General features: G+C 67.6%; 9 protein-coding genes and 4 pseudogenes. 4 read left to right on the forward strand and 9 right to left on the reverse strand.

The genetic code is table 11. The features are described 5' to 3' along the window. Nucleotides 1–8: 8 nt before the first annotated feature. Nucleotides 9–2093 carry a hydantoinase/oxoprolinase family protein gene (locus ACNKFW_RS18485; RefSeq protein WP_208852034.1) on the reverse strand — a complete coding sequence of 695 codons (2085 nt, stop codon included), beginning with the start codon at nt 2091–2093 and terminating at the stop codon, nt 9–11. Nucleotides 2094–2314: 221 nt separating this feature from the next. Between ACNKFW_RS18485 and ACNKFW_RS18490 the strand changes: the two genes are divergently transcribed. Genes ACNKFW_RS18490 through ACNKFW_RS18500 form a run of 3 tightly spaced genes read left to right on the forward strand, consistent with a single transcriptional unit; the run spans nt 2315 to nt 4891 of the window. Beyond that, nucleotides 2315–3295 (forward strand): ABC transporter substrate-binding protein, encoded by a 981-nt coding sequence (locus tag ACNKFW_RS18490; RefSeq protein WP_123130233.1) that lies wholly within the window; start codon nt 2315–2317, stop codon nt 3293–3295. A 19-nt stretch (nt 3296–3314) separates the two neighbouring features. Continuing rightward, the gene (locus tag ACNKFW_RS18495; protein WP_179921631.1) at nt 3315–4103 is read left to right on the forward strand and encodes an ABC transporter ATP-binding protein; all 789 of its coding nucleotides are present in this window, start codon (nt 3315–3317) and stop codon (nt 4101–4103) included. After that, nucleotides 4100–4891, forward strand: coding sequence for an ABC transporter permease (locus tag ACNKFW_RS18500; RefSeq protein ID WP_208852035.1), 792 nt, complete (start codon nt 4100–4102; stop codon nt 4889–4891). Before ACNKFW_RS18495 ends, ACNKFW_RS18500 begins: the two co-directional genes overlap by 4 nt. 291 nt (nt 4892–5182) lie before the next feature. Here ACNKFW_RS18500 and ACNKFW_RS18505 read toward each other — a convergent pair. From ACNKFW_RS18505 to ACNKFW_RS18515, 3 pseudogenes are all read right to left on the reverse strand, one after another. Continuing rightward, nucleotides 5183–5692, reverse strand: a pseudogene (locus ACNKFW_RS18505) (ABC transporter permease); the annotation flags it as partial. Then, nucleotides 5684–6535: pseudogene (locus ACNKFW_RS18510) on the reverse strand (ABC transporter permease); the annotation flags it as partial. The pseudogenes ACNKFW_RS18510 and ACNKFW_RS18505, both read right to left, overlap by 9 nt. A gap of 55 nt (nt 6536–6590) precedes the next feature. Beyond that, nucleotides 6591–8071 (reverse strand): annotated as a pseudogene (locus tag ACNKFW_RS18515) (ABC transporter substrate-binding protein). A 373-nt stretch (nt 8072–8444) separates the two neighbouring features. Here ACNKFW_RS18515 and ACNKFW_RS18520 point away from each other — a divergent pair. After that, nucleotides 8445–9147: pseudogene (locus ACNKFW_RS18520) on the forward strand (FadR/GntR family transcriptional regulator). Nucleotides 9148–9163: 16 nt separating this feature from the next. Here the strand turns inward: ACNKFW_RS18520 and recN are convergent. The 5 genes from recN to ftsA all read right to left on the reverse strand — a co-directional run bounded on the left by recN (nt 9164) and on the right by ftsA (nt 16140). Further along, nucleotides 9164–10822 carry a DNA repair protein RecN gene (gene recN / locus ACNKFW_RS18525; protein ID WP_147428712.1) on the reverse strand — a complete coding sequence of 553 codons (1659 nt, stop codon included), beginning with the start codon at nt 10820–10822 and terminating at the stop codon, nt 9164–9166. A gap of 7 nt (nt 10823–10829) precedes the next feature. Beyond that, nucleotides 10830–11672 (reverse strand): outer membrane protein assembly factor BamD, encoded by an 843-nt coding sequence (locus ACNKFW_RS18530; protein WP_024843501.1) that lies wholly within the window; start codon nt 11670–11672, stop codon nt 10830–10832. 128 nt (nt 11673–11800) lie between these two features. Beyond that, a complete protein-coding gene (gene lpxC, locus ACNKFW_RS18535) occupies nt 11801–12739 on the reverse strand; it encodes a UDP-3-O-acyl-N-acetylglucosamine deacetylase (RefSeq protein ID WP_024843500.1) in 939 nt (312 codons plus the stop codon). Nucleotides 12740–12974: 235 nt separating this feature from the next. After that, nucleotides 12975–14585: a cell division protein FtsZ gene (gene ftsZ / locus ACNKFW_RS18540; RefSeq protein WP_147428711.1), complete on the reverse strand. Its 1611-nt coding sequence runs from the start codon at nt 14583–14585 to the stop codon at nt 12975–12977. Between the two features lie 220 nt (nt 14586–14805). Beyond that, on the reverse strand, nt 14806–16140 hold the full coding sequence (gene ftsA / locus ACNKFW_RS18545) for a cell division protein FtsA (protein ID WP_147428710.1): 1335 nt from the start codon (nt 16138–16140) through the stop codon (nt 14806–14808). Nucleotides 16141–16154: the final 14 nt, after the last annotated feature.

Raw genomic sequence — 16154 nt, forward strand, 5'->3', positions numbered from 1 at the left:
TGCGCTCCTTACGAAAGGCGGATGTGAAGGTTCAGGAAGTCGTCGCGCTCGACGGTGGCATCCGGCGGCACGACCACGGTCGAGTCGTTCGATTCCAGGACGACCGGGCCGGTCAGCCGGCGCGGCGAGCGGGTGCGGTCATAGACCGGGGTTTCGATCCAGCCGGCATCCTTGCCGAAATAGACCCGGCGCTGCGAGACCGGCCCCGCCTCTTCGTGATCCGGAGCCGAGAGCTTGCGGAAGTCCAGCCGCCCCTGCCGCAGCCCGCGGCCGGTCATGCGGATGCCGACCACCTCGACCGCGTCGGAGGACACATAGCTGTAGATCGAGCGATAGGTCTCCAGGAAATCCTCGCGCACGCGGACCGGATCGAAAGGCTCGGCAAAGGGGATGGCCAGCGACATTTCCTGACCGCGGAAGCGCATGTTCGCCTCGGGCAGCAGTTCCATCGCCTCCTCAGGGATGCCTTCCTCGCGCAGGTTGGCGATGGCCTGCCGGCGCAGATCCTCGGTCGCCTCGGCAAGGCGCGCCAGATCGACATCCTCGACCACGCGGCCGATGGGGGCGGTGAAATAACGCTCGATATCGCCCGAAAGCATGCCCATGGCGGTGAAGACGCCGGGGGTGGCCGGGATCAGCAGCTTGTCCATCGACAGGAGCGAGGCGATGGCGGCGGCATGCACGGGGCCCGACCCCCCGATGGCGACCAGCGTGAAATCGCGCGGGTCGACGCCGCGCTCGACGGTCACGGCGCGGATGGCGCGGGCCATGTTGGCGTTCACCACCTCGCGGATGCCATAGGCGGCATCCTCGGCCTCAAGCCCCAGCGGGTCGCCCAGCCGCGCCGCGATGGCGGCCTCGGACGCGGCCTTGTCCAGATGCCGCGCCCCGCCGGCCAGTTCCTCGGGCAGGTAGCCCAGCACCAGGTTCGCGTCCGTCACCGTCGGCGCCTCGCCGCCCAGGCCGTAGCAGACCGGCCCCGGATCGGCCCCGGCCGAAAGCGGGCCGACCCGGATCAGCCCGGCGCTGTCCAGCGCGGCGATCGAGCCGGCGCCGCTGCCCACCTCGGCCACGTCGACGGTCGGCACGCTCATCATGTAGCCGCCGGCCTTGATGAAGCGCGAAGGCGTCGAGATGCCGGCGCGGAATTCGTATTCGCTGACCCGGCTCAGCTCGCCGCCATTGACCAGCGTGGCCGAGGCGGTGGTGCCGCCCATGTCGAAGATGACCAGGTTTTCCTGGGCCAGCGCCTCGCCCAGCCTGGCACCGCCGACGGCGCCGGCGGCCCGGCCCGAGGAGATGAAGAACACCGGCTTCTCGCAGGCGGTCTCGGCCGAGGCCAGCGCGCCGTTCGAGTTACTGACCAGCAGCGGCGCGTTCACGCCCAGCCTTTTGATGCCGGTCTGCAGGCGCTCCAGATAGGCGGCCAGAACCGGGCCGACATAGGCGTTCACCACCGTGGTGCTGGTGCGTTCGTATTCCTTGGCCTCGGGCAGGACCGAAACCGAGGTGGTGACCTGGACCTTCGGGAACCGCGCGCGGATCAGTTCCTCGGCGCGCTGTTCGTGGGCGGGGTTGCGATAGCTGTTCAGGAAGCAGAGGGCGATGGATTCCACCCCCGCCTCGACCAGTGCGGCGGCAGCGGCGACGACGCTTGCCTCGTCCAGCGGCGTGATGACGGTGCCGTCGGCGGCGATGCGCTCCTGCGCCTCAAGCCGGTAGCGGCGCGGGATCAGGGGAACGGGCTTGTCCCATTGCAGGTCGAACATGTTCGGCGTGCGCAGCCGGCCGATCTCCAGCACGTCGCGGAAGCCCGCGGTGGTGATCAGCCCGGCCCGCGCGCCGACCTTTTGCAAGAGCGTGTTCGAGCCGACGGTGGTGCCATGCACGATCTCGCGCACATCGGCGACCGAAATTCCCGAAGCCCGCACCAGGTCCGAGATGCCGGCGATCACCGCCTCCTCGGGCGCGGCGGGGGTCGAGGGCACCTTGGCGTGATAAAGCCGCCCGTCGCCTTCGATCATCACGAGATCGGTGAAAGTGCCGCCGATATCGACGCCGATTCGCGCAGTTCTGGTCGCTGAAGTCATCATGATTCCTACCCTTATTGGACTAGTTGGTTAGTTTGGTAACACGCATACCTCCAAACCAACAAGCGATTTTTTATTTCATATATTACAGTATGTTGGCAACTGTTTTGCCGCGATACCCCAAAGAAACTTGATTATAATTGGACTACTGGTGCTATTAATAATCCAGACAACAAGAACACCCCCGGACGATTCGCCGCGGGCCACATGACAGGAGAGGACGAATGAGAAAGATGCAGATTTTGCCGTCAGCCGCCGTCACCGCGCTGCTGATCCTCGCCGGGCCGGGCCTGGCGCAGGACAAGCTGACCGTGCGGCTGGACTTCTCGCCCTGGGGCAGTCACGCCGCCATGCACCTTGCGCAGCAGCAGGGCTGGTTCAAGGAGGCGGGGCTGGACGTGGACGTGCAGGACGGGCGCGGCTCGGGCAATACCTTGCAGCTGGTCAATGCCGGGCAGGCCGATGTCGGCCAGATCCAGCTGGGCCTGATCCCCGCGGCACGCCAGGGCGGCGCCAAGGTCAAGGGCATCGCCGGCTGGGACCGCCGCACCGATCTTTGCGTGCTGGTCGACAAGGACGCGCCCGTCGAGCAGATCACGGACCTCAAGGGCAAGAAGATCGTCGTCTTCGCCGCCAGCCCCTGGACGCCCTATATCGACACCTTCCTGGCCGCAGGCGGGCTGGATCGCGACAACACCACCATCGAATTCGTCGATGCCTCGGCGCTGTGGGGCACCTATACCTCGGGGCGTGCGGACGCCATGATGTCCACCGTCGCCTCGGCCCTGCCGCTCGCCGAGGCGCAGCGGCCGTCCAAATGCCTGACCTCGGATTCCGCCGACCTGTATTTCCCCAGCTACGGCCTTGTCGCCTCGGACGACACGATCAAGAACCGGGCGGATGCACTGAAGAAACTGGTCGAGGTCCAGCAGCGCGCCTGGGCGGAAATCGCCAGCAATCCCGACCTGGGCGTCGAGGCGATGCTGGCCCAGCGTCCCGATGCGATGCTGAACCCGGACGTCCTGCGCGAGCAGATCCGCCTGACCGTGGAATATTTCGACACGCCGGCGACCGAAGGCAAGCCGATCGGCTGGCAGGCGGACGAGGATTGGGAAGCCGCGCTGAAGGGCATGGAGCGCGCCGGCGTGGTCGACCCCGGCTGGCAGGTCGCCGACTATTTCACCAACGACCTGATCCCGGAATGAGGCGGTGAGCATGAACATGATGGCCGACACCACCACCGACACCTATCTGCGCATCAAGGGCGCGGGCAAGACCTATCCCTCGCAGCACGGGCCCGTCGTCGCGCTCAGCGACATCAACCTGGACGTGCGCCCGGGCGAGTTCCTCAGCATCGTCGGGCCCAGCGGCTGCGGCAAGAGCACGCTGCTGAAATGCCTGGCCGGGCTGGAAAACATCACCTCCGGCGGCATCACCGTTTCCGGCAAGCCGCTGTCCGGCCCGCCGGACCGCATGGGCGTGGTGTTCCAGCGCGACGTCCTGCTGGACTGGCGCACCATCCTGGACAACGTGCTGTTGCAGGCCGAGTTCCTGGGCCATCCGCGCGAGCAATACCGCGAACGCGCCCTGCAGCTGCTGGAACGCTTCGGGCTGAAAGGCTATGAAAAGCGCCACCCCTGGGAGCTGTCGGGCGGCATGCGGCAGCGCGCCTCGATCTGCCGGGCGCTGCTTTGCGATCCCGACCTTCTGCTGATGGACGAGCCTTTCGGCGCGCTGGACGCGATGACCCGCGACGACCTGAACGTCGAGCTGGCCCGGATGTGGCAAGAGACGAACAAGACGGTGATCTTCATCACCCATTCGATTTCCGAGGCGGTCTTCCTGGCCGACCGCGTGGTGATGATGTCGCGCACGCCCGGCCGTATCGTCGATGTCTTCGACGTGGACCTGCCCCGGCCGCGCCCGCTGTCGGTGCGCGAATCCGATGCCTTCGGCGTCTATGCCCAGCGTATCCGCCACCATTTCGCCGAATTGGGAGTGCTCAAGGAATGAAAAACAGCCTCATCGCAAAAATCATGCGGGACAACCGCTCGCTGGACATCGTCCTGGTGCTTCTGGGAACCATCCTGCTGTGGGAAATTGGGGTGCGGCTCTTCAATCCGCCGGCGATCATCCTGCCCGCCCCCTCGGCGATCTGGGCCGCTTTCATGCAAAGCCCCTGGGTGTTCATCCGCAACATGCTTTACACGCTGATGACCACCGGCCTGGCCTTCACCATTTCCGTGGTGCTGGGCGTGGTCATGGCGGTGGGCATCGTGCAGTCGAAATTCCTTGAGCGTACGGTCTATACGCTGCTCATCGCCATCAACTCGGTTCCCAAGGTGGCGCTGGCGCCGCTGTTCGTGATCTGGCTGGGCACCGGCATGTCGTCGCAACTGGCGGTGGCGGTGATGTTGGCGATCTTTCCCATCGTCATCAACACCGTCCTGGGCCTGCGCTCGGTCGATCCCGACATGCTGAACCTCGCCAAGGCGACGCGGGCCTCGAAATTCGACATCATCTACAAGATCCGGGTGCCGAACGCCCTGCCCTCGCTGTTTTCCGGCATGAAGGTCGGCATCTCCTTCGCGCTGGTCGGCGCCATCGTCGGAGAGTTCGTCGCCGGCGGCCGCGGCCTGGGCTTCCTGGTCCTGACCGCCCAGGGCCAGTTCGACACCACGCGGGTCTTCGTCTCGCTGGTGCTCTTGGGGGTGATGGGCACGATCCTGTTCTATGCCGTCGACGTGATGGAGCGGATCGCCCTGCCCTGGCACAGCTCGCAACGCCAGCCTAATGCCTGAGCACTTAGGGGGGCTTGCTGCCCCCCTTTTTCCGACCGATGCGATCCAATCGGGAATGAAGCCTCTGGCCCGGCCCGGAGCCGCGGCGTCAGGCCAGGCCACTAGCCCAGCACGCCGCCAGCAATCGCCGCGCCTCGCGGCGGCGGGCCTGCATCTCGGGATCGGGATCCAGGCCCGCGGCCAGCAGCGCCTGGGTACAGGGCTGGCGCGGCCCTCGAACACCAGACGCACCGGACCCGGCGCGACGGCCTTGCCGCGCTGCATGACCATGACGTAATCGGCGAAATCGCGCACCACCGGCAGGATATGGCGAAAGATGATCCGCCCCGAGGATGCGTCCATGACGCGGGCGGCCGAAACGAACATGCTCTGCTTGACCTCCAGCACCTCGGCGCGGGTGGTGCGCAGATAGACCGGAATGCGGGTGATCCGCCAGGACGATGATCCGGTTCAGCACCGAGGGGCCAGGGATACAGAGCACGATCACCGCGATCAGCAGCGACGGGAAGGACATGATCATGTCGGCCAGCCGCATGATGACCTGGCTGACCCGCGGCCCGGCATGGCCCGCAACCAGCCCAAACGCCGATCCGATGTCGGCCGAGAACAGCACCGCGCCGGCGGCGACCGTCATGGTGTTCCGGGTGGCGACGATGATCCGCGCCAGCAGCGGGCGGCCAAGCGCATCGGCGCCCATGATCCCTAACCACCCGCGCTCCCATTCGAAGGGCGGGGCATTGCGGCCGCGCAGGTTCTGCTTCTGTGCCCCGCATCCAGCCATGACGGGCCGATGATCGCCAGCGCCATGACCATGATCGCCGCCAGCACCACGTTGAAATCACGTTGCAGGATAGCGTCGATCATCAGCTTGCCGACGCCGGGGAAGCCGAAGATCGTCTCGGCCACGACGGCCCCGTTCAGCAGCGCCGCCGCCTGGTCGCCGATCACGGTGACGACCGGCAGCATGGCGTTGCGCAGGGCGTGGACGAAGATGATGGGGGGCGAACGCGCCCCCTGGGCGCGGGCGGTCTTTACCTAGGCGGAGGACAGGGCCGAGATCATCGAGCCGCGCACCGCCTGCACGATCAGGCCAAAGGGCCGGATGAACAGCACGGCGATCGGCAGGATCCGGTGCCAGACGGTACCAGTGCCGGATGTGGTCAGCCAGCCCAGGCCCACCGAGAACACCACGAAGGCGACGATGGCGACCCAAAAATCCGGCCCCGAGGCCCCGATCAGCGAAGTCAGCGGGGCGATGCGGTCACACAGGCCGCCCGCCCGGAACGCAGCCAGCAAGCCGACGACGATGACCGCGACTGCGACCAGGGTCATGGTGATGACCGCCAGTTGCAAGGTCCAGACGAAGGCCTCCAGCACCACGTCGATGGCGGGACGGGCGCGGCGGATCGAGGCGCCGAAATCCAGGTGCAGCGGATCCCAGACATGGCGGCCGAATTGCGTCAGCAGCGGATCGTTGAACCCGTGCAGCTGGCGAAATTCCTCGCGCATCTGTTCGGTCGCATCGACCGGCAGGAACAGCGACGCGGAATCGCCGGTCAGGCGGGACAGGAAGAACACCATCACCACCGGACCCAACAGGGAGACCAGGTTGGCAAAGGCCCGCTTGCGGATGAAACTCGACATGGAAGGCTCCTGTCAAAGACGGGACGGGCGGGGACGCGCCCCGCCCGGCGGCGGCTCATTTGAAGGCGATCCCGCCAAGGGGCAGCGACAAGGTGGTGGACATGTTCGGCCTCCACTCCAGGCGCGGCGCGACGCGGACAAAGCGGACCGAATGGAACAGCAGCACATCGGCGACCACATCGTCATGCAGATAGGCTTGCAGTTCCGACCACAGCCTGGCGCATCCCTCGCCCGTCGCGGCCGAGGCGCGGGCGATCAGGTCGTCCGCCTTGGGGTCGCTGATGCCCGATTGCAGGCCTTCGGAGGCATATTTGAAGAACATCGTGAAGGAGGGGTCGCCCTTGGAATTGTCATGCATCGCCGTCGCCATCATCGGACCGCGATCGGTCGGATAGGGCTTGGAATACAGTTTCTGGAACTCGGCGATCTCATAGAATTGCAGATCGACGCTGAAACCCCCTCGTGCAGCTGCTGCTGGATCGCCTCCATCACCTCGGTGAGGTTGGGGAAGTTGCCGGGGCGTGCCACCAGCGTCATCTTGGTATCGACCGGCACGCCATCGGCCCCGGCTTCCTCCAGCAGCTGTCTGGCGCCCTCGGGGGCGTATTTCCGGGACTGCACCTCCTCGTTCCAGCCCAAGAAGGGCGGCGGGAACAGCGCGGTCGCCTGCAGCGTGCCTTCGGGCAGCAGGGTGCCGATGAACGCCTCGCGATCGATGGCCATGTTCAGCGCCTTGCGCACGCGCAGGCCGTTGATCGGCGGCATCGAGTGATCCAGGCTGATACAGATCGCCTCGCTGTCCAGATACGAGAAGTCGGCCCGGGTTGGTCGCATCCGGGGCGGCAATCGAGGGGGCGATATCCGCCTCGCCGGCCGCGATCATGGCGGCGCGCACGGCCGGATCGGTGCGGAACAGATAGGTCGTCTCGCTGACGGCAGGCTTGTCACCCCAGTAGCCCTCGCGCTCGGCCAGGACGATCTGCTGGCCGGGGGTCCAGTCCCTCAGCACATAGGGGCCGGTGCCGACGGGCGCGCGGGTGAATTCGATCGGGGTTCCCTCGGGGACGATCAAGTCCAGCGACAGCAGCGGCAGGATCGGCTGGACCGGATCGGCCTTGAAGTCGATGGCATGGTCGTCGACCACTCCGGCGCTGACGGTCATGCCGCCGAAATAACGCTTGGCCTCGCAGGTGATCTGGTCGCTCATCACCCGGTCGAAGGAATGCTTCACGTCCCTGGCATCGAAGGGGGTGCCGTCCGAGAAGGTCACACCCTGGCGCAGCTCGAACCGCCAACTGCCGTCGGGCAGCTGTTCCCGGCTTTCGGCCAGTTTCGGCTGCAATCCGCCGCAGCCGCCCACATCGAGATAGGTCAGCGTTTCGCTGATGTTCTGCAACAGCGCCGCGCCGATGGTCGATTGCGTGGACATGCAGGGCTCCAGCAGGTCCACATCCTCGGCCATGACGATCCTGACGGCCCTGTCCTGCCCATGGCCGCCGCGGTCAGGCAGGTCGCCAGCAGCAGCCCTCCCAGCATTGCGGTCTTGCGGATCACGATCTTTCCTCCCAGAGGCAGTTCATCGATGTTCAGCGAAAGCCATGCGGCAGGAGCAGCGGATGCGCGCCAGCAGTCGCAGGCGCCGGGGTGCCGCGGGGCGATCTGGACGATCCCGCAAGCCTGTCCGGCGCCGCCGACCTGCTGGTGCAGGCCACGCCAGGCGATGCTTCTGACCGGCGGCGCCGCAGCCGAGGCCGTGCTGGCCGAAATGGGCGCGGACGGCGCTGGAGTTGCGCGGGGAATGCCTGCCGGTCGCCTTTGCCGGGGACCGCCGCATCATTGCGAAATCAGGCGGCTTCGGCGATGAAAAAACCCTTGCCACCATTCTGGCGATGTTTCGGGGCGAGTAGTGATGCCAGCAGTGGAAAAGACCGCACGGAAAAGCCTTGGCGAAATCGTCTATGAACGTATGGAGCGCGCGATCAAGTCCGGCTCCTACAAACCGGACGAGCGGCGGCCGAGTTCGAGGTCTCGCACCGCGTCATCCGCGATGCGCTGAAACCTCTGCGCTAACACGGGCTGATCTATTCGCGCCGTGGTGCGGGCAGTTTCGTGCGCGCGATCGGGCTTAAGCAGCCGCTGGGCTTTGGCCCGTTGAAAACGTCCCGGACCTGCTCAGCTGCTATGAATCCCGCCTGACGCTGGAACCCTCAGCCGCCGTATTCGCGGCCGAACGCCATGACCCGCAAACCCTGGCGCAGATCCGCGACGCGCTGGAGCATAGGCGCGACGCGACCAATCCTCAGGTCCATCGAGAGGATGCGGATTTCCAGTTCCACCTCGCCATCGCCATCGCGGCGGAGGACAGCTATTTCTCGACCGCGATGGCGGCCCTGAAGGACCATATCACCGTGGGGATGCGCTTTCACGGCGTGTCGGTCAAGCGCGAGGCCAGCGGGCTGAGCCGCGTCTTCGACGAACATTTCGCGATCTTCGAGTCGATTCGGCAGAGACACGCGCAGCAGGCCCACGATCTCATGCATGCCCGCCTGTCGGAATCGCGCGACCGGCTGTCCGAGAAGAAGGAGCCGGCCCAGGCAATGAGCGCGGGCTAGCCCCCAGGATGCGGCATCAGGAGCCTACGACCTTGGGCTCAAGCAGCGCGCGCGCGGCCGCCTTGGCCGCAGCGGTGATCTCTTCGCCGGCGAGCATGCGGGCGATTTCCTCGATGCGCTGGCTGGCGGTCAGCGCAGCGACGTTCGAGGTGGTCATGCCGCCCGCGACCGATTTCGCCACTCGGAAATGATGCCCGCCAAGCGCCGCAACCTGCGGGCTGTGGGTGACGACCAGCACCTGCGCGCCCTCGGCCAGCCGCGCCAGGCGACGGCCGACCGCATCGGCGGTGGCGCCGCCGACGCCGCGGTCGATCTCGTCGAAGATCAGCACCAGCGCGTCATTGCCGCGCGCCAGGCAGACCTTGAGCGCCAGCAGGAAGCGCGACAGCTCGCCGCCCGAGGCGATGCGGTCCAGCGGCCCGGCCGGGGCGCCGGGATTGGTGGCGACGGTGAAGGCCACGGCATCGCAGCCCTCGGGGCCCGGCTCGGCCGCGGAAAGCCGGGTCTCGAAGACCGCCCGCTCCATCTTCAGCGGCGCGAGTTCGGCCGCCATCGCGGCATCGAGCCGCTTGGCGGCCGCGGCGCGCTGCTCCGACAGGGCCGCCGCGGCCGCGCCATAGGCGGCGTCGGCCGCCGCCACGGCCTCGCGCAGGCGCGCCAGGTCGCCTTCGCCCGCGTCGATCCGGCCCAGCCGGGCCCGCAAGGCATCGGCCAGCCCTGCCAGGTCGTCGGCCAGCACATCGTGCTTGCGCGCCAGCGCCCGCAACGCGAACAGCCGCTCCTCGGTCGTCTCCAGCTCGCGCGGGTCGAAATCCATCGCCTCCAGCGCCGCCTCGACGCCCGAGACCGCCTCGCCCAGCTCGATCAGCGCCCGCTGCAGCGCGGCGGCGGACGCCTCCAGCCGGCCCTCGGCCCGCTCGGCGGCACCGTCGAGCCAGCGCGCGGCATCCAGCATCGCGCCCTCGGCCCCTTGCGGCCCCAGGGCCTGCAAGGCCCGCGCCACGTCCTCGCGGATGCGTTCGGCGCCCTGCATGGCGCGGCGGCGCGTGTCTAGCTCCGCCTCCTCGCCCGGCTGCGGATCGAGCTTGTCGAGTTCGGCCACGGCATGGCGCAGGAAATCCTCTTCGCCCTTCGCCGCCGCCAGCGCCGCTTCGGCCCGTTCCAGCGCCGCGCGCGCCTCGCGCCGGGCGGCCCAGGCAGCACGGACCGGCCCCAGGTCCACCCCGGCAAAAGCATCCAGCAGCAGCCGGTGGCCGCGCGGGTTCAGAAGGCCGCGGTCGTCATGCTGGCCATGCAGCTCGACCAGCAGTTCCGAAAGCGTGCGCAAGACCTCGCCCGAGGCGCGGCGGTCGTTGATCCAGCCGGTCTTGCGCCCGTCCCCGGCATTCACCCGGCGGATGATCAGCTCGTCCGAGACCGGAAAGCCCGCCTCGTCCAGCAGGGTGCGGGCGGGGTGGCCGGGCGGCAGGTCGAAGACCGCCGTCACCTCGCCCTGGCTTGCGCCGGCGCGCACCAGATCGGCGCGGCCGCGCCAGCCCAGCACGAAGCCCAGGCAGTCGAGCAGGATCGATTTGCCCGCCCCCGTCTCGCCGGTCAGCACGTTGAGGCCCGGCCGGAACTCCAGTTCCAGCCGGTCGATCAGCAACATGTCGCGGATGTCGAGATGCCGCAGCATCGCCGGGCTACAGCCACTTGCCCTGGATGACCTGGCGATAGACCCGCGTCAGCCAGCTGTCGCCGCGCGCTTCGGCCTGCAGGCCGCGGCCGCGCAGCTGCGCAAAGGCATCCTGGTAGAAGGGTGAGGACTGGAAGTTGTGGCCCAGGATCGCGCCCGCCGTCTGTGCCTCGTCGTTCAGGCCGAGCGCCAGATAGGCCTCGACCAGGCGCATCAGCGCCTCGGGGGTGTGGGTGGTGGTCTGGAACTCCTCGACCACGACGCGGAAACGGTTGATCGCCGCGGTGTAATGCCCACGCTTGAGGTAGTAGCGGCCGATCTCCATCTCCTTGGCGGCAAGATGGTCGAAGGCCAGGTCGAATTTCAGGATGGCCGAGCGGGCATATTCGGTGTCGGGATATTGCTCGATCACCTCGCGCAGCGCCTGGAGCGCCTGGAAGGTCAGGCCCTGGTCGCGGCCGACCTCGTCGATCTGGTCGTAATAGCTGAGCGCCAGCAGGTATTTCGCATAGGCCGCGTCCTCGTCGCCCGGATAGGTGTCGATGAAGCGCTGCGCGGCGCCGCGCGCCTCTTCGTAGTCGCGGGCACGGTGATAGGCATAGGCCTGCATGATCAGCGCGCGCTTGGCCCATTCGGAATAGGGGTAAAGCCGCTCGACTTCGGAGAAATACTGCACCGCATCCTTGGGGCGGCGGGAATTCTCCAGCTCGTATTCGCCGCGCTTGTAGATCTGTTCGGCGGTGAAATTCTCGAATGATTCGGGCTTTTTCCCCGCACCGCCCGAACAGCCCGCCAGCAGGCCCAACGACAGCACAGCCGCGACCAAGGAACCCGATCTGATGCCTGTCATTCCATCCCGCCCGTCAGAAATTCACGTTCCCGCATGGGCAGAAGGCCCGCGCGGCCCGGCCGTCCTAGCACAGAAAATCGGGCTGCGCAAAATGCCAAAACGGCTAAACCGGCGCAGGGCCGCCACCTTCAGGCGACGGCCAACTGGCGGTTGCGAGGGGCGAGGCGCGCGGCCGAGGCGATCACCCCGGCGCCGGGCAGACGGCTTTCCATCGCCGGGGTCAGCGTGACCCATTCCCAGGCCTCCGGCTGGGCGAAAAGCGCGCGCAGCAGCTTGTTGGTCATGGCATGGCCGGCGCGGTGGCCGGTATAGCGCGCCAGGAGCGGCGCACCGGCCAGCGCCAGGTCGCCCACCGCGTCCAGCATCTTGTGACGCACGGCCTCGTCGCGGTGGCGCAACCCGCCCGGCGACAGCACCCGGTCGCCATCCACGACCACCGCGTTCAGATAGGTGCCGCCAAGCGCCAGCCCGTTCCGCTGCATCTGCACCACATCGGCCTGGCGGCAGAAGGTGCGGCTGTCCATCAGCTCGTGCACGAAGCTGCCATTTGCCATGTCGAGGTGCTTTTCCTGGCGGCCGATCGCCGCGTCGACGAAGTCGATGTCGAAATGGATCTCCAGGTGGTCGGCGGGCGAGAGGCGGGCGAAAGCCTCGCCCTGCCGCACCTCGACCTCGCGCAGCACGCGGATCGCGCGCAGCGGCGCCGCCTGCCGGCGCAGGCCGGCTTCCAGGATGCCCTGCACGAAAGGCGCCGAGGAACCGTCGAGAATCGGCACTTCCGGCCCGTTCACCTCGACCACGGCATTGTTGATGCCGGTGCCCGACAGCGCGGCCATCACATGCTCGACCGTCGAGACGGTGGCGCCGCGGCCGTTGTCCAGCAGGGTGCAAAGCTGCGAGGGGGTGACATGGTCCCAGCGCGCCGGGATCCGGGCGCCCCCCAGGTCGGTGCGCACGAAGACGATGCCGTGATCCGCCGGCGCCGGCAGGATCGTCAGCCGCACGGCCGCACCCGAATGCAGTCCGACGCCGCGGAACTGGGCTTTCTGAGCGATGGTGGTCTGCATGGTCTTGCCTGCCGATTCTTGTGAACTGAGCGTGCCACGGCAAGAAATCCGCGGCGCAAGGATCAGTTAGGCATCCCCCGCCGATTGCTCAAATAACCTTTTGTAACGGGGTGAAACAATCGGCCGCGGCTTGCGCCCCGCCCCCCACCTGCATCGGTAACGCCATGATCAAAAATGAAAAAAGGACCGCCGAAGCGGTCCTTCACGAAGTCGTCGCCGGAAATTTGTGATCGGCTCAATTCGCCTGGCGGCGCAGGAAAGCCGGGATTTCGACATTGTCGCCGGCCCGGTCGGGGCTGGCCAGATCGTCGAAACCGGCGTCGAAACCGCCGCGGTTGCGGGCCGCGACGCGCTCGTTCACGCGTTCGGCGATGGTCGAGGGCGCGGGCTTGTCCGCCTGCTCGCCATGGCCCGAGATGCGTTCCAGCATCCGGCTGAGCCCGCCCATGCGGCCCTGGGCGCGGCCCTGCTCGGCCGGCTGCTGCTGGGCGGCGCGATTCTGGGCCGCGGCCTGGCGCTCGGGCGCCTTCTGCACGGCAGCGGCCAGGCGCTGCATCACCGCATCCGACGGCGTGCCGGCCGGGGCCTGCGGGCGGGTGGGCGCGACGAAGCCGCCCGCATCGCCGTTCAGCGCGTCGCTGGGCGCGGCGGGCTGGCGCAGGTCCGGCTGATAGGCCGGACGCGGCATGTCGTCCTCGTCATAGCGTGCCGCCGGAGCCGAGGGCTGGACGCGCGCCGCCGGGGCGGGCTCGACCAGGGGCGCGGCGCGGCGCGGCGGAACCGGCAGCTCTTCCTCGACGGGCTTTTGCGCGACGGGCGGGTGCTGGGTCAGCGGCTCCTTCATGCCGCGGCGCGGCACGGGCAGCTCGGCCGCCGAGGCGTCGATGCCGGTGGCCACCACCGAGACGCGGATCGAGCCTTCCATCGACGGGTCCAGCGTCGAGCCGACGATGATGTTGGCGTCGGGATCAACCTTCTCGCGGATCTTCTCGGCCGCCTCGTCCATCTCGAACAGCGTCAGGTCATAGCCGCCGGTGATGTTGATCAAGACGCCCTTGGCGCCGTTCAGGCTGATCTCGTCCAGCAGCGGGTTGGCGATGGCCTTCTCGGCGGCCTGCACGGCGCGGTTCTCGCCCGAGGCCTCGCCGGTGCCCATCATCGCCTTGCCCATCTCGTCCATCACGGCGCGCACGTCGGCGAAGTCGAGGTTGATCAGGCCCGGGCGCACCATCAGGTCGGTCACGCCCTTGACGCCCTGGTAGAGCACGTCGTCGGCCATGGCGAAGGCTTCAGTGAAGGTGGTCTTTTCGTTGGCCAGCCGGAACAGGTTCTGGTTGGGGATAATGATCAGCGTGTCCACGACCTTCTGGAGCTGCTCGACGCCCTCCTCGGCCTGACGCATTCGCTTGGTGCCCTCGAACTGGAAGGGCTTGGTCACGACGCCGACGGTCAGGATGCCCATCTCGCGCGCGGCCTGGGCGATGATCGGGGCGGCGCCGGTGCCGGTGCCGCCGCCCATGCCGGCGGTGATGAAGCACATATGCGCGCCCATCAGGTGATCGACGATGTCCTCGATCGTCTCCTCGGCGGCCTTGGCACCGATCGAGGGCTTGGCGCCAGCGCCCAGCCCCTCGGTCACTTTCGGGCCGATCTGGATGCGGCTTTCGGCCTTGGAGGATTGCAGCGCCTGGGCGTCGGTATTCGCCACGACGAACTCGACCCCCTCCAGCTGCTTGTCGATCATGTTGTTGACCGCATTGCCACCCGCGCCACCGACGCCGAAGACGGTAATGCGCGGCTTCAGTTCCTGGTCATCATTCAGCATCAGGTGAATCTGCCGTTCCATCTCTCGCCTGCCTTCATCTGTTGCGCCGGACATAAGCGCAGTCCGGTCGAATCCCCGTATACCAGCCAGCCTAGCCAGATTCGCGCCGAGCGTCACCCGAAAAACACAGTTCGCACACCAAATATCGCGGTGGACGCTGGTGTTTTCGGCGGCATCTTGCCCATTCTGCTGCATGTGGTGGAGGCGCCCGCCCACACCACCGCATCCGGGTTCCGCGCCCCTACCAGTTGTTGCGGAACCAGCGATAGGCCCGGCGCAGGCTGCGCGCCGGATAGTGCTCGGCGGGCATGTCGAAATCCCACCATTCGTCCTGCGGATGCGCCGTCAGCAGCGCCAGTCCGATGGCCGAGGAAAAGCCCGGCGCGGTCGCGTTATGCGGCAGGCCCTGGATGCGCAGCGGCCGGCCGATGCGCACGTTCTGCCCCAGCATGCGCGCGGCCAGCGCATCGAGCCCCGGAATCTGGCTGCCGCCGCCGGTCAGCACGATCTGGCGCGAGGGCATGCAGTCGAAGCCGGCCGCGTCCAGGATCTCGCCCACCTTTTCCAGGATCTCCTCGACCCGCGGGCGCATGATGCCGATCAGGTCGGCGCGGCTGACGCTGCGGCGGTCGGTGTCCCAGTCGCCGGTCTCGCCGCCCAGTTCGATCATCTCGCGGTCGTCGCGGCCGGTGGCCTCCAGCCCGCCATGCAGGGTCTTGAGCCGCTCGGCCACGGCATGGCTGACGCGCAGCCCCTTGGCGATGTCCTGGGTGATCAGCTCGCCGCCGAAGCGGACGGCATCGGCAAAGATCATGTGCTTCTTGATGAAGACCGAAACCCCGGTGGTGCCGCCGCCCAGGTCGATGCAGGCGGCGCCCAGCTCCTGTTCGTCCTCGACCAGCGCGGCAAGGCCCGAGGCGTATGAGGCCGAGGCCACGCCCGCCAGTTCCATGTCGCAGCGCCGGATGCAATGCACCAGGTTGCTGGCCGCATCGCCGTCGATGGTCAGCACATGCATGTCGCAGGCCAGCCGGCTGCCCGACTGGTCGCGCGGGTCCGACAGGCCCGAGCGGCCGTCCAGCGCAAAGTTCACCGGCTGGGCGTGCAGCACCTCGCGCCCGCGGCCGAAATCGGGCACCTCGCAGGCGGCCAGGACGCGGGCCACGTCGCCCTCGCCGACCTTGCCGGCGGGCAGCACGATCTCGCCGGCCAGGCCATAGCTGGCCGGGCGCGCGCCCGAGATGCAGGCGATGACGTGATCGACGCGCACCCCCGCGACCTTCTGCGCCGACTGGATCACGGTGCGGATGGCGCGCTCGGTCTCGGCCATGGTCTCGATCTCGCCGTAGCGCATCCCGCGCGCGCGGGTGGTGGCGGTGCCGATGACGCGGAAATTCGACTGGCCGGCCATGGGGCCGACGCCGTCGGTCTCGCGGAACTGGCTCGGGCCGTCGAATTGCAGCACCAGGCAGGCGATCTTCGAGGTTCCGATGTCCAGAACCGCGATGACGCCGCGCTGCATGGCCTGGCGGCGCATGTTCCGCATTGCCCGCTGGCCCTGATACAGATCCTTCATCTCACCTGCCTCCT

The organism is Paracoccus sp. TD-10, assembly GCF_048270675.1.
Lineage (GTDB): Bacteria > Pseudomonadota > Alphaproteobacteria > Rhodobacterales > Rhodobacteraceae > Paracoccus > Paracoccus pantotrophus.

Coding starts and splice junctions, on each gene's coding strand:
- ACNKFW_RS18530 (WP_024843501.1), bottom strand. CDS start 11,672: ATGACAGGCATCAGATCGGGTTCCTTGGTCGCGGCTGTGCTGTCGTTG.
- recN (WP_147428712.1), bottom strand. CDS start 10,822: ATGCTGCGGCATCTCGACATCCGCGACATGTTGCTGATCGACCGGCTG.
- ACNKFW_RS18485 (WP_208852034.1), bottom strand. CDS start 2,093: ATGATGACTTCAGCGACCAGAACTGCGCGAATCGGCGTCGATATCGGC.
- ACNKFW_RS18500 (WP_208852035.1), top strand. CDS start 4,100: ATGAAAAACAGCCTCATCGCAAAAATCATGCGGGACAACCGCTCGCTG.
- ACNKFW_RS18490 (WP_123130233.1), top strand. CDS start 2,315: ATGAGAAAGATGCAGATTTTGCCGTCAGCCGCCGTCACCGCGCTGCTG.
- ftsZ (WP_147428711.1), bottom strand. CDS start 14,585: ATGGAACGGCAGATTCACCTGATGCTGAATGATGACCAGGAACTGAAG.
- lpxC (WP_024843500.1), bottom strand. CDS start 12,739: ATGCAGACCACCATCGCTCAGAAAGCCCAGTTCCGCGGCGTCGGACTG.
- ftsA (WP_147428710.1), bottom strand. CDS start 16,140: ATGAAGGATCTGTATCAGGGCCAGCGGGCAATGCGGAACATGCGCCGC.
- ACNKFW_RS18495 (WP_179921631.1), top strand. CDS start 3,315: ATGGCCGACACCACCACCGACACCTATCTGCGCATCAAGGGCGCGGGC.